The organism is Mediterraneibacter butyricigenes, assembly GCF_003574295.1.
Taxonomy (GTDB): Bacteria; Bacillota; Clostridia; order Lachnospirales; family Lachnospiraceae; genus Mediterraneibacter_A; species Mediterraneibacter_A butyricigenes.
Genome location: NZ_BHGK01000001.1, coordinates 1,422,614 through 1,436,065, shown reverse-complemented (window position 1 = coordinate 1,436,065; position 13,452 = coordinate 1,422,614). Strand labels below are relative to the sequence as shown.

At 45.4% G+C, this 13,452-nt stretch carries 18 protein-coding genes; all 18 read left to right on the top strand.

Features of this window, described 5'->3' with window-relative positions; translation table 11 throughout:
- Positions 1-2: 2 nt before the first annotated feature.
- The 18 genes from KGMB01110_RS07045 to KGMB01110_RS06965 all read left to right on the top strand — a co-directional run bounded on the left by KGMB01110_RS07045 (position 3) and on the right by KGMB01110_RS06965 (position 13,423).
- Complete coding sequence (locus tag KGMB01110_RS07045; protein WP_117739220.1) at positions 3-596, top strand: hypothetical protein; 594 nt, start codon at positions 3-5, stop codon at positions 594-596.
- 10 nt (positions 597-606) lie between these two features.
- On the top strand, positions 607-1,200 hold the full coding sequence (locus KGMB01110_RS07040; RefSeq protein ID WP_119297912.1) for a hypothetical protein: 594 nt from the start codon (positions 607-609) through the stop codon (positions 1,198-1,200).
- A 20-nt stretch (positions 1,201-1,220) separates the two neighbouring features.
- Positions 1,221-2,024 carry a DNA-methyltransferase gene (locus KGMB01110_RS07035; RefSeq protein WP_330508063.1) on the top strand — a complete coding sequence of 268 codons (804 nt, stop codon included), beginning with the start codon at positions 1,221-1,223 and terminating at the stop codon, positions 2,022-2,024.
- An 82-nt stretch (positions 2,025-2,106) separates the two neighbouring features.
- Positions 2,107-2,430 (top strand): DUF7768 domain-containing protein, encoded by a 324-nt coding sequence (locus KGMB01110_RS07030; RefSeq protein ID WP_015513330.1) that lies wholly within the window; start codon positions 2,107-2,109, stop codon positions 2,428-2,430.
- A 138-nt stretch (positions 2,431-2,568) separates the two neighbouring features.
- Positions 2,569-2,739 (top strand): hypothetical protein, encoded by a 171-nt coding sequence (locus KGMB01110_RS15030; protein WP_170141699.1) that lies wholly within the window; start codon positions 2,569-2,571, stop codon positions 2,737-2,739.
- The gene (locus KGMB01110_RS07025) at positions 2,718-3,026 is read left to right on the top strand and encodes a plasmid mobilization protein (protein WP_024852688.1); all 309 of its coding nucleotides are present in this window, start codon (positions 2,718-2,720) and stop codon (positions 3,024-3,026) included. Before KGMB01110_RS15030 ends, KGMB01110_RS07025 begins: the two co-directional genes overlap by 22 nt.
- 6 nt (positions 3,027-3,032) lie before the next feature.
- Entirely contained in the window at positions 3,033-4,316 is a 1,284-nt protein-coding gene (locus KGMB01110_RS07020) for a relaxase/mobilization nuclease domain-containing protein (RefSeq protein WP_119297911.1), read from the top strand.
- Positions 4,316-5,122: a PcfB family protein gene (locus tag KGMB01110_RS07015; protein ID WP_119297910.1), complete on the top strand. Its 807-nt coding sequence runs from the start codon at positions 4,316-4,318 to the stop codon at positions 5,120-5,122. Before KGMB01110_RS07020 ends, KGMB01110_RS07015 begins: the two co-directional genes overlap by 1 nt.
- A gap of 5 nt (positions 5,123-5,127) precedes the next feature.
- Positions 5,128-6,102 (top strand): ArdC family protein, encoded by a 975-nt coding sequence (locus KGMB01110_RS07010; RefSeq protein WP_174714250.1) that lies wholly within the window; start codon positions 5,128-5,130, stop codon positions 6,100-6,102.
- Between the two features lie 82 nt (positions 6,103-6,184).
- Entirely contained in the window at positions 6,185-6,496 is a 312-nt protein-coding gene (locus tag KGMB01110_RS07005; RefSeq protein WP_117559088.1) for a hypothetical protein, read from the top strand.
- 16 nt (positions 6,497-6,512) lie between these two features.
- Positions 6,513-6,791 (top strand): DUF4314 domain-containing protein, encoded by a 279-nt coding sequence (locus KGMB01110_RS07000; protein ID WP_117468884.1) that lies wholly within the window; start codon positions 6,513-6,515, stop codon positions 6,789-6,791.
- A 23-nt stretch (positions 6,792-6,814) separates the two neighbouring features.
- Positions 6,815-8,539 carry a VirD4-like conjugal transfer protein, CD1115 family gene (locus tag KGMB01110_RS06995; RefSeq protein WP_243112860.1) on the top strand — a complete coding sequence of 575 codons (1,725 nt, stop codon included), beginning with the start codon at positions 6,815-6,817 and terminating at the stop codon, positions 8,537-8,539.
- A gap of 88 nt (positions 8,540-8,627) precedes the next feature.
- Complete coding sequence (locus tag KGMB01110_RS06990) at positions 8,628-8,945, top strand: glutamyl-tRNA amidotransferase (protein WP_118660171.1); 318 nt, start codon at positions 8,628-8,630, stop codon at positions 8,943-8,945.
- Positions 8,946-9,030: 85 nt separating this feature from the next.
- Positions 9,031-9,873 (top strand): hypothetical protein, encoded by an 843-nt coding sequence (locus KGMB01110_RS06985; protein WP_174714249.1) that lies wholly within the window; start codon positions 9,031-9,033, stop codon positions 9,871-9,873.
- A 4-nt stretch (positions 9,874-9,877) separates the two neighbouring features.
- Positions 9,878-10,309, top strand: coding sequence for a DUF4313 domain-containing protein (locus KGMB01110_RS06980; RefSeq protein WP_117542463.1), 432 nt, complete (start codon positions 9,878-9,880; stop codon positions 10,307-10,309).
- A gap of 3 nt (positions 10,310-10,312) precedes the next feature.
- On the top strand, positions 10,313-10,753 hold the full coding sequence (locus KGMB01110_RS06975; protein WP_119297907.1) for a PrgI family protein: 441 nt from the start codon (positions 10,313-10,315) through the stop codon (positions 10,751-10,753).
- A complete protein-coding gene (locus KGMB01110_RS06970; RefSeq protein WP_330426413.1) occupies positions 10,746-13,076 on the top strand; it encodes a VirB4-like conjugal transfer ATPase, CD1110 family in 2,331 nt (776 codons plus the stop codon). The genes KGMB01110_RS06975 and KGMB01110_RS06970 overlap by 8 nt, the downstream gene beginning before the upstream one ends.
- On the top strand, positions 13,076-13,423 hold the full coding sequence (locus KGMB01110_RS06965; protein ID WP_119297906.1) for a hypothetical protein: 348 nt from the start codon (positions 13,076-13,078) through the stop codon (positions 13,421-13,423). Before KGMB01110_RS06970 ends, KGMB01110_RS06965 begins: the two co-directional genes overlap by 1 nt.
- Positions 13,424-13,452 lie beyond the last annotated feature (29 nt).

Below are 13,452 nucleotides of genomic sequence, written 5' to 3'. Positions count from 1 at the left end.
ATATGAATAAGTATAAGATTACAGCGATTGAACATCCGCAGTATCCATGGCTCCATCGAATACAGGCATTGATCGATGTGAACGAGAAAGTACCAAAGGGAACAATAGGTGGTTTTGTAGATAGTATAACGAATCTGTCACAGGGAGGAGGGTGTTGGATTTATGATGATGCGATCTGTTGTGAAGGCGGTTTGGTACGAGAAGAGGCTGAAATTTACGATGACAGTATGGTTAGAGGAACTGCAGTAGTTGCCGGAAAAGCAAGAATTTATAATCATGCAGTCGCAAAAGACAGTTGTTATATAAGCAGTGGTGAAATAAAAGATGATGCTGTAATTGCTGGAAAAGCCATTATTGGTTCTTTGTGTTTGCAAAAGCCTTTGATTAGCGGGGATAGTCGTGTTTATGGGATGGTACAAGGGAATGTCCATGTTAATGGTAATATTTTTTCATGGGAAAAAATTGAAGCGAATACGCAGGACACACATATTTTTGAACATGGACAATGGAGTATTTCACCAGCAATCGAAAAATTACAGCCACCATTATATTATCCTAGAAAGAAGACCAAAAAGAAAAATCCACCGGAACGATAAAGGAGACAGCATGAGTAAGTATAAAATTACAGAAATTGAACATCCAAAATATCCATGGCTCCATCGAATACAGGCATTGATCGATGTGAACGAGAAAGTACCAGAAGGAACACTGGGCGGTTTTGTAGAGAATGAAAAGAATCTGTCACAGGAAGGAACTTGCTGGATTTATGATGATGCAATCTGTTGCGAAAACGGTGAGGTAAAGGAAGAAGCTGCACTTTATGATGGCAGTCTGGTCAGAGGTTATGCGGTTGTTACCGGAGATGCTACTTTTTATGACAGAGCAGTTGCAAAGAGAGACTGTTATATCTGTGGCGGTGAGATAAAGGAAAATGCGATAATCAGTGGAAAAGCATTTATTGATACGGTAGGAGTAAATGCACCTGTTATCGGTGGAGAAAGCCATGTGTATGGAGAAGTAAGAGGAAATATCTATATCAAAGGGGATATTTTCCCTTGGGATATATTTAATAACCACACAAAAGATATGTTCTTATATGAAAATGGAAAGTGGAGAGCTTTTTCTGTTCCTGAGAAACTGAAACCGCCAAAGTCCTACCAGAAAAAACAAACAAAGAAGAAAAATCAGCCGGAGCGCTGAGAACAGAAAGGATGATGCCTATGACAAATGACCTGAGTTTGGAAGAACTTATGAAAGAGGGAACATACCCGGAGGAATATGCCGAAGGGAAGAACTGGAAGATTTTACATGGAGATACGCTGAAACTGGTCAAAGCATTCCAGCCGGGAATCTTTGATGCAGTTATTACCGATCCGCCGTATGCGTCCGGAGGGACAAAGCAGAATGAAAGGAACCGCACCACCAACCAGAAATACAGCAGCATGAGTGCCGCAAATGCACTCCCGGATTTTGATGGAGACAACAAAGACCAGAGATCCTGGACACACTGGATGGCTGAGTGGCTGTATGATGTCCGGAAAGCCTGCAAGAAAGGGGCACCTATCTGTCTGTTCATTGACTGGAGACAGTACCCGTCGATCACAGATGCCCTGCAGTGGGCAGGCTGGATCTGGAGAGGAACCGCAGTGTGGGATAAGGGAAACTCCCGTCCGCAGAAAGGACGCTTCCGCCAGCAGGCTGAATATATCGTGTGGGGCAGTAACGGACCGATGCCGATCAACCGCCCGGTCTCCTGTCTGCCGGGTGTTTTCCGATATGGAAATCCGCAGAACCGCATCCATGTGACAGAGAAACCATTGCAGCTTATGAAAGATGTGATCCAGATCTGCGAGCCGGGAGGTCTGATCCTGGACCCGTTTGCCGGGGCTGGAACAACTGTCCTTGCAGCGGTTACGACAGGGTATCGTGCCGTAGGGATTGAAGTGACGGATGCCTACTATAAATTGGGAAGTGACAGAGTGAAGTTTGCGTTAGAAGCAGAAGAAAACGAGGATGAAAAGTAGCCGGGATGTCCAATAGGACATCTTGTTTTTTAATAGAGAAAAGCAGTGGCATCCAACTGGATGCAGAAAGGGGATGGAGCGTATGGAACAGGCTCTGGCTTATGTGTGCTGTTCAGCAGAAGAAAGCCGGGTAAAAGTGCAGAAATATTGCAGAAAAATCTATGAACTTGGGTATGTACCAATCTGTCCGAGATTTGTATTCTCACCATTCTTGGAAGAGTCCGATGCAGAAGATATGCAGGGATATGGAAGAATGTCACATATCCTTTTACGGAGATGCCGGATGGTAGTCGTATGTGGAAAAGAAGTGACAGGAACAATGAATACCGAAATCAGTATGGCAGACAGACTCCATATCATTTGTACGACACTTGATGGATTGGTACAGATAAAAGAATCAAAATAAATCAGAATCGAGTCAATCCAGTGCTACAGAAACTGGTGGTACTCGTATTGCAAGCATAGCGTTTGGATATCCAAACGCACTTTGGGGAGAACCCCAATCCCCCGAATACAAAATGAAAACGGAAAGGAAGGATAAGCTATGTTAAGAGACGGAGTCATGATTATGATCGCATTGATGTGTGGAGGTTGTTTCGGAGTCGTGGTGACCTGCTGTATGGTAACTGCGAAACGGTCGGATCAGGAGCTTGGCAATATGATGAAAGAGAAAAGAGAAGGGACGGTGATGCAATGCGAAAACGAAACCATGTGATCCCGGTGCGGTTAAATGCAAGGGAACTCAGGGAATTGGAGGAACAGGTGGAAAAAAGCGGACTGAGTCGGGAAGAGTTTATGCGTTCGCTGATCTTAGGAGCACAGGTACACGCAAAACCCTGTGAGCATCATCCGGAACTGCTTAGGAAGATAGCGGGTCTGTGCAATAATGCGAACCAGCTTGCCCATGTTGCGAATGCTTCGGGAATGGCAAGTGAGCAGAGTGTGCAGGAAATGCTCCGGCTTACCAAAGAGACATGGCATCTGGTAAAGGAAGAGTGGTAATGACAGATGGCTTATACAAGTGTTATCCCCGTCCACCGCCTGGACCGTTCCATCGAATATGTGAAAGACAAAGAAAAAACCACACAGAAAGCAGACTCTCTAGAGGCTGCCATTGATTATGCCATGAACCGGACAAAGACGGAACAGGCGGTCTTCGAAGATACCATCGGATGTACCAATGAAAATGCGTATGCAGATATGGTGGCAACAAAAAAGAGATTCCATAAGATGGGCGGTGTGGAAGGATACCATCTGGTACAGAGTTTTGCAGAAGGTGAAGTGACACCGGAACTGGCACATCTCATCGGACAGGAACTGGCAGACCGGCTCTTGAAGGGACAGTATGAAGTCGTTATCACAACGCATCTGAATACCAGACATTATCATAACCACATTGTCTGGAACTCTGTGAGCATGGCAGACGGGCGTAAGTACCACAGTAATGCAAAGAGTTATTATACGGAGATCCGGAAGATCTCCGATGAGCTGTGCAGAAAATATGGTCTGTCTATCATTGAATCTGACCAGAAAAAATCAATCCCTTATGTACAGTGGAAAGCGGAACAGGAAGGGAAACCGACATGGAGAAGTGCGATCCGTCTGGATATCAGGGAGTCTGTACAGGAAAGCTACTCCTGGTCACAATTCTTAAAAGAAATGGAAAAGCGTGGATACACATGGAAACTGAACCGGAAATATGTCGCTTTAAAGGCTCCGGGTATGGAACGGTATATCCGTCTGCGTTCTCTTGGAAAAAATTATTCCGAAGAGGAAATACGTGGGCAGATCTTACAGCCAAAAGTGAAACGCATCTATCAAAAGACGGTGCAGATCCATTCCAAGAAGAAACTGACCGGGATACAGGCATTATATTATTCTTATTTATATCAGATGGGGGTACTGCCAAAAAGACCGAAAAGAAGTCCGTATGCCGTCAGAGAGGAGATCCGGAAACTGGATCAGAGGATCGAACAGATTGAATTTTTAATGAAACATGACATTACGACCAGAGAACAGCTTGCCACATACCGTGAGCCATTGCAGAAACAGATTTCAGGACTGATGAAGGAACGCAGAAAGATCTATCGGAATGGAAGCGAAGACAGTGGAACAGTACGGTTGTCCGAAATCAATGAGGAATTAAAGAATCTCCGAAAAGAAGTCCGTATGACCATCCGGATTGAAAAGCATTCACTGGAAATTGAAGAAAGACTTCGAAAGGCAGAAGAACAGAACCAGAATGAGAAGCGTGTGGAACACAAAGAAAAAGAACGTGAAGAGGTGAGATAATGAATTACGGAGCAGAACCGGCAGATCAGGTGGTGCGGTACAGTCTGGAAGGGATGGAGTATTCGCTGAAGATCACCGGGAATGTAGCAAAACATGTGGCAGTCTTTATTGCTGCCGCCTTGAAGGACCAGAAAAAGACAAGAGGAAAAACAAGGCTTACCAGAATGCTGAAAGAACAGCGTCCGATGAAATTTTTTACCGTTCCGGGTGACCGGCTGAAAGAGTTTGCGAAAGAAGCCAAAGCGAGAGGAATCTTATATGTTGTCATCAAGGATAAGGTGAATCCAGACCAGACAGAAGTGATGGTATTTGCGGATGACGCAGCAAAGATGAACCGGGTATTAGACCGTATGAATCTGGACTTTGTAAAAGCAGAATCAGGCTCTATGGTTACGGAAGCGGTAGAAAAAGAGACTGCACCGGAACAGGCAGAGAGCCAGATGGAACAAGCATCTGGGGAGAATGTACGGACAGAAACTGTTGTCCTGCCGGAAGGTAAGATCGAGTTTGAACTGGACGATGCAGAGGATATGTTCCAGATTGGAGACGAGGCTTTCACGGAAAGAAATTTTACACAGGCGCAGGAGGGGAACGAAAAGAATCGATCCGAACCTTTCTCGCGCAACAGAAATACTTCTTCCGGTCGGGAAACTAGCTGGGAAGAAAAAAATGAAAAACCATCTGTGCGGAAAGAACTCGGAGATATCCGCAAGGAGCAGGGAGAGAAACGTAAACGGCCGGACAGACGGAAAAATGCCAGAGAGAGCCGGAAAAAACGTAAGAATATGAAAACGAAAGGCAGGTAATGAAAATGGATTTAACAAATATGATTTCAAACGGAACAGAAGAAACACAGGTTCCAGAACAGAAGCTGACAAAGGAAGAATATGCAGCCAAGAAGCAGCAGGAAAGAGAAGAGGTATGGGCTGAAGTAGATTCACAGGCACAGGGAGTTTTTCAGGATGGAGAAAAACTGAAAGGCTTTCTGGATTTTATGGCAGAGTGTAATACACAGAGAACTCCGAATCTGCTTTTGATTTACGGACAGCATCCAGATTTTAAGGTAGTAAGGTCTTATGAACGCTGGAGAGAAGAACACCGTTCAGTAAAAGCAGGGGAGCATGGCATTACTTATATGATTTCCACTGAATACGAAAAAGACGGTGAAATGCGGAGAGGGTATACGATCGGAAAAGGATTTGACATCAGTCAGATGTCAGGAAAGCCATTGGAAGAACGCCCTCAGCGAAGTCTGACAGAACTGATAGGAACTGTCTTAAAAGACCAGTCGGTACGTGTGCAGATTGAGGATGATCTGCCAGACAAAGTGCAGGCCCAGTACAATCCGAGATACCGTACCATTTATATCCGCAACGGAATGAGTGAAGTAACGACATTCCATGCACTGAACAGAGAACTGGCGTGTGCAGCACTGGACCAGCATACCGGAACCTACAGCCGACAGAAAGTCAGTGCACAGGCTTATTGTGCAGCCTATGTGATTGCGAAACGTTATGGTGTGGATGTTACCGGATTCAATCTGGAGTATATTGCACAGAGGAATGAATACGGAAAGAAAGATCCGCAGGAACTTCGAAACTTCTTAAATGATATCCGTCAGGCTTCTTACACCATCCGAAACCATGTGGAGCGTAATTTCGGTGCGAAGGAACAGGAGTTTACGACCGATGAATTTGCCATTGCAGATCCGACCAAAACACCGGAATCCAAAACGGAAAAGCCGTCCGGGAAAGAGAAAAAAACAAAGACGCAGCCGGAACGATAAAGGTGAAAATCTGGACGGTTGGAGTAGCTATTACGGAAGTCTTGTGATATGGTTGGTGTAACAAAAGAAGGAGGGCAGACAGATGGCAAACTATTATTTGAAGATGGATAACATTATGAAAAATATGTTCGTGGTGGCACTGAACGAAGAACTTAAGGCACAGCGTGAGCAGGACGGACATGCGGAAGAAACGGAAACACTCCTGAAAAAAGTAAGGGAATACGACCTTGCCGAGAAACGTCTGCAGATCACGGCAGGGGAACAAAGACAGATCCGTAAAGCACTCAACAGACTCAGAAGTAAATATCTTGCGGCCGGAAGATACAGTGACGGGATTGACAAAGTCATCCTTCAGGTGGCAAGACCGAATACCACCAGACATATGTTCTGGTAGAGAGAGGAGTGATGGAATGGTCATTTATTCAAGAGAAAAAGTGGCAAGACTTAGAGAACAGTATCCGGCAGGAACAAGAATCTGTCTGGATTCGATGGACGGAGAAGCGGGTATGCCGCAGGGACTGGAAGGAACTGTGCAGTATGTGGATGATGCAGGCCAGCTCGGTGTTAAGTGGGACAACGGCAGAAGTCTCTCACTGATACCGGGAGTGGATTCCTTTCATAAGAAAGAAGGACAGGGACATCCAGAAGAAAAGCCACGCAAGAAAAGAGAATCTGACTTGCAGAGATAAGTACAAAAAAGCAGGACTGGGTTCTGTATCTTGTCTTTCTGCCATTTGTCTGGTGGGCGGCAGCGATCACTGCCTGTGCTATTACACCGGATAAGAATTTTATTCAAATCTTAGAAACGCTGAGCGAAAAACTCGAACAGCCGTTTTTTATCACGTATACCCCGTATACGTTCCAATGTATTCTGATATTCACAGCAGCCTATTTCTTAGGCATTGGTATTTATGAATCCCAAAAAAGAAATTATAGAAGAGGTGTGGAACATGGCTCCGCAAAATGGGGCAATGTGTCCGAAATCTGCAGACGTTACTGCGAAAAACAGTACACCCAGAATCTGCTTTTAACACAGCATTTCCGCATGGGGCTGGACGGTTATAAGCACAAACGAAATCTAAATGTGCTGGTAGTCGGAGGTTCCGGGGCAGGAAAGAGCCGGACGTATGCAATCCCAAATATCATGCAGTGCAACTGTTCGATGGTGATTACTGATCCCAAGGCAGAACTTTTGCGTAAAACCGGAAGTGTTCTGGAACGGAATGGATACGAAGTCCGGGTTTTTGATTTAATCAATCCGGAGACTTCTTGGTGTTATAACCCGTTTGCGTATGTCCGGGATGATAAGGATGTACTGAAGCTGATCAATAACCTGATCCGCAACACAACACCGAAGGGAGCGCAGAGTTCAGACCCGTTCTGGGAAAAGTCCGAGACTGCACTTTTACAGGCACTTATGCTGTATTTGCTGCATGAGGCACCACCGGAAGAACAGAACTTCCCGATGATCATGGAAATGCTTGGCAGTGCACAGGTAAAAGAAGATGATGAGGATTACCAGTCCCCACTGGATATTTTGTTTGAGAGACTGGAAATGCGGGACCCAGAGAGTATTGCGGTCAAGCAGTATGCGATTTACAAGCAGGCGGCCGGCAAGACTGCGAAGTCGATTTTGATTTCTGTTGGTGTCCGTCTGGCAGCGTTCAATCTGAAACAGATCGCCAATCTGACCTGTACAGACGAACTGGACTTATACAGTATCGGGGAGAAAAAAGTGGCACTGTTTTGCTGTATTCCAGATGCGGACACCAGTATGAATTATCTGGTCGGCATGATTTACAGCAATCTGTTTCAGACACTGTATTATGTGGCAGACCGGAAGTACGGAGGAAGGCTTCCGATTCCGGTACACTGCATTATGGACGAATGGCCAAACGTAGCATTGCCGGATGACTTTGACAAGATTCTGGCAACCATGCGTTCCAGAGGGATTTCCTGCAGTATCATCATCCAGAACATTGCACAGATGAAAGCCTTGTTTAAAGACTCGTATGAGAGTCTGATCGGCAACTGCGATGAATTTTTATATTTGGGTGGAAATGAAAAAGAAGGACATAAGTATGTCTCGGAATTATTGGGAAAAGAGACATTGGATACCAATACCTACGGACAGACAAAAGGGCGTAGCGGCAGCTATTCGGTGAATTATCAGCAGACTGGAAGGGAACTTTTAACACCGGATGAAATACGGCTTTTAGATAATCGCAAAGCGATTTTGTTTATTCGTGGGGAACGTCCGATCATGGACGATAAATATGATTTAAAAAAGCATGTGAATTTCAGATACACAGAGGACGGTGGTGCATCGCCTTATGACTATGCGAAAACACCACTGGCTCACGACGATTTAAACATTGACATTAACAGATTAGACGATTATGAACTGCTCTCTACCGAGGACATCCTTGGTGAATAGCAGTTTTTCTTATGGATTGGAGTGATGTGTATTGAAGAAACTTCTCGCAGGAGAAAAAAATAGAACAAAAAAGAATACAACGGAAAAAATGACAACCCCGATGCCGATGGGGAGAAAGCAGAAGAAATGGATGGGGCTTTATATGACACTGGTTCTTATTGCAACCGTAGGGACAACCACGGTGTTTGCAGCCGGAGATCCGCTGTCGGTGATCAATAACCTGTCTACATTCATCTTCTCACTGATCCGTGCCATCGGCTTGATCCTGCTTGGATTTGGAGTGGTGCAGGTAGGACTGTCCTTAAAAAGCCATGATCCAAGCCAGAGGGCAAATGGATTTCTGACACTGGCCGGAGGCGTGATCATTACGTTCGCCAAAGAGATCCTGGACCTGATCATGGCGTAAGCCTCTGAAAAAAGATAGAAGGAAACCGCAGGAGTACCGGAAGGTGCTCCTGTATTCAAAACCATTTTCTAGGAGGTGAGAATTTTTGAGTGATAACTGGATTGTACAGAATCTGAACTCGGCACTATCCACATGGAGTGAAAAGATGGCAGAACTGTGGACGCTGCTTACCGAAAATCCGGCAACTTTTAAAGGCGGCGGCATCTGGCGCATTATGACCAATATCAATGATGCACTGACAGCCATCGCATATGGACTGCTGGTGCTGTTTTTCGCAGCCGGGATCGTCAAAACCTGTGGGAGTTTTACGGACCTTAAGAAACCGGAACACGTATTAAAAGCATTTATCCGGTTTGCACTGGCGCAGGGGGCAATCACCTATGGGATGGAGCTGATGCAGGCGCTGTTTTCGATTGTGCAGGGAATTGTGACCACGGTAATGAGTGGTTCCGGCATGACAGGAAGCGTGACCGAACTGCCGACAGAGATCGTAGATAAGATCGAAAGTGTGGGAATGCTGGAATCTATCCCGTTATGGATCGTGACACTGCTTGGAAGTCTGCTGATCACAGTACTGTCGTTTGTCATGATCCTGACGGTGTATGGCAGGATGTTCAAAATCTATATGTATACCGCAATCGCCCCGATCCCGATCTCCTCTTTTGCAGGAGAACCTACACAATCCATCGGAAAGAACTTTCTCCGTTCTTATGTGGGTGTGTGTCTGGAAGGGGCGATCATTGCACTGGCATGTATCATCTATTCTGCCTATGCCGCAAGCCCTCCGGCAGTGGGGGATACAGGGCTGAGTGCAGTTACAATCGTGTGGAACTATGTAGGGGAACTGGTATTTAATTTACTGGTTCTGGTCGGAGCAATCAAGGCATCTGACCGAATCGTAAGAGAAATGATGGGACTTGGAGGTTAAGAAGATGGATACAAATAAGACGTTAGGATACGACTGGGAATATGGACATGAGGAAGTAGCGATTCGAGTAAGCTCTTACAGGAATAATGGGAACTTATATGTAGGACTTTGCCACAGGGAAGAGGGAGAATGGGAAGATTTTGGAGATGTAACGATCAATCTGCCATTTTCTTTTTTAGAGCCAAATGAAGCATATATAACCGGAGACTTTACCAAAGATATGATTCGTTTTATTAAGGCGCATAAGCTTGGCAAAGTATTAGATGAAACAGCAAAGTCTGGATATGGAACCTATCAGAAAGTGGCATTTGACCTTGCAAGGCTTGCAGAATTTGATCCGGAGGGCGTTGCAGAACATTGCAAAATGATGGGAATCGAACTGCCAAAAGAGAAACCAAAGAAAGTGAAAAAGCAAAACAGAGGAAAGGAGCGATAAGTTATGGAAGTCAAGATGAATAAAGAAATCCGAGACTATCAGGAATCCATGTTTATGGGACTGGACCTGCGGCAATGCGTGTGTTCGGTTCTTGCCATCCTTACAGCAATCGGGATCTACTTTGGGATGCGTGACATTACCGGGCAGGAAGTCACCGGATGGCTGTGTGTGATCGGGGCGGCTCCGTTTGCTGCCTGTGGGTTCTTCAAATATCATGGGATGACGGCCGAGCAGTTTTTGTGGGCAGTAATCAAATCAGAACTTCTGTATCCGAAAAAACTGGTGTTTCAGTCGGAAAATCTCTACCATTCCTGTATGCAGGAGACCATCTCGCTGGGAGAAAAGAACCAAAAGGATGGAGCAGAAATCTTAAAAGAACGGGAACGGAAAGCAGAAGTAAAACAGGGAAAGAAACAAAAGGGAAGGAGTGATGCCCTTGATTAAAACCTTAAGTCAGGCACTGCGGATGGACAAGGAACGGTTCAAAGTTCCAAGATCCGTTCAACAGGCGATTCCTATCCAGCGGATCTGGCCGGATGGAATCTTTCAACAGGGAACGAAGTTTTCGAAAACATTTCGTTTTACCGATATCAATTATTACATTGCGAGTAAAGACAATAAGACCGAGATGTTTCTGGATTATTCGGAACTCTTAAACTCACTGGATTCCGGCATTTCTGCCAAAATTACCATTAATAACCGGAGAATCAATAAAGAAGAATTCGAAAAGTCTATTCTGCTTCCAATGAAGGAAGATGGACTGGACCACTATCGGGAAGAATACAACGAAATGCTCCTGTCCAAGATCACAGGAACGAATAACAGCATCTATCAGGAACGGTATCTGACTGTCAGTGTGCATAAAAAATCCATTGACGAAGCGAGAACCTACTTTGCACGAATCGGAACAGACATCGTGACACATCTGGCAAAGCTGTCCTCTACAGCAGAAGGACTGGATGCAGAAAGCCGGCTCCAGATCTTCCGGGACTTTTTCAAAGGAGATGTCCCACAGGCATTTCCGTTTGACCTGAAACAATTTGCCAAGAAGGGGACAAGCTTCAAAGACTGGATGTGCCCAGACTCAATGGAGTTTGAACGGGACCATTTCCGGATCGGGGACAGGTACGGAAGGGTTCTGTATATGCAGGACTATGCCAGTTATGTGAAAGATGACATGATCTCGGAGCTGTGTGACTTCAGCCGGAATCTGATGTTGTCCATCGACATCCTGCCAGTCCCTACAGATGAGGCGGTAAGGGAAATCCAGAACCGTCTGCTTGGGGTGGAAACAAATGTGACCAACTGGCAGAGAAGACAGAACGCAAACAATAACTTTTCAGCTATCGTCCCATACGATATGGAGTTGCAAAGGAAAGAGACGAAAGAAATGCTGGATGATCTGACAACCAGAGACCAACGGATGATGTTCGGGATTCTGACGATGGTACATCTGGCAGACAGTAAAAAACAGCTGGATTCCGATACAGAACTGCTCCTGTCGGTGGCAAGAAAGCATCTGTGCCAGATGTCGACACTGAAGTGGCAGCAAGTGGACGGACTGAATACAGTGCTGCCTTACGGACTGCGAAAAATCAATGCCCTGCGGACACTGACAACCGAATCCACGGCTGTTTTGATTCCGTTCCATACGCAGGAAATCCTGCAGCCGGGCGGCATCTATTACGGGCAGAATGCAGTCAGTAAGAATCTGTTGGTAGCCGACCGGAAGAAACTAATGAATGGAAACAGTTTCCGATTGGGTGTCAGTGGTTCGGGAAAGAGTTTCTCGGCAAAAGAAGAGATCGTGCATCTGGCACTGGCTACGGATGATGATATCCTGATCCTTGACCCGGAGTCCGAATTTACGAAACTAGTAGAGGCTCTGGGCGGTCAGGTCGTAAAAGTATCTGCAACATCCGATAACCATTTGAATGCAATGGATATGGATGCAGCTTATGGAAATGAAAAGAACCCACTGATTGAAAAGTCGGAGTTCATCCTGTCTGTATTTGAACAGTTGGTCGGGGCAGGAAATCTGTCGGCAAAAGAAAAGTCCATCCTGGACCGCTGTGCTGCAGATGTGTACCGGGATTATATCCGAAGCGGGTATACCGGGGAAGTTCCGACACTGAAAGATATGTACCGGCAGTTGATGTTACAGCCGGAGGAAGAAGCAAGAGGGCTCGCACTTTCCTCCGAACTCTTTATCAATGGAAGTCTGAACACCTTTGCACAGCCGACCAATGTGAATAAGAAGAACCGGATCATGGATTATGATATCCGGGAACTGGGGGAACAGTTGATGCCACTTGGAATGCTGGTTACCTTAGACAGCATTTTCAACAGGGTGATCCAGAACTGGAAAGAAGGGAAAACCACATGGATCTTTGCAGATGAGTTCTATCTGTTATTCCGTTATGAATACAGTGCGAATTTCTTCTACCGGCTTTATAAGAGAATCCGTAAATACAATGGATTCGTGACAGGGCTTACGCAAAATGTGGAGGAACTTTTGAAATCCGATACGGCAAGACTTATGCTCGCCAACAGTGAATTCCTGATCCTGTTGAATCAGGCAAGTACAGACCGGGAAGAACTGGCTGCCCTTTTGAACATCTCGGAGAACCAACTGTCTTATATCACAAACGTGGCAGTCGGCAGTGGCCTGATCCGATGTTCCGGGAATATCGTTCCGTTTGAGAACACGTTCCCAAAGAATACAGAACTCTATAAACTAATGACAACAAAACCGGGAGAATCGTAATGAAAAAAGAAGAGATCACCATTACCTTTTACGCTGCAGAATGCGGCGAATTCCATGAGATGGGCGAATATACAAAATGTAACTCACTGGAAGAGGCATATAAAAAGTACAGGAAGTATTGTAAAACATCTGGCAATATGTGTCCGGCAATTGAATTTTCCATCCATGATCCAGACTCTTTTTACTCGGATCTGGAATATCCGTTGCCACTATCTGCGAAAGACAGGGAACTGTTGGAGCTTGTGCCATACTACAATGAGCATCCACTGGTAAATGAAGCCATCCGAAGAGTAGAACAGTTACAGAAACAGCAGGAAAAGAAAAAATATCGGAATGCAGCCCGATGAGGTAAAAGATACGGAAAGAGGGTGACCGG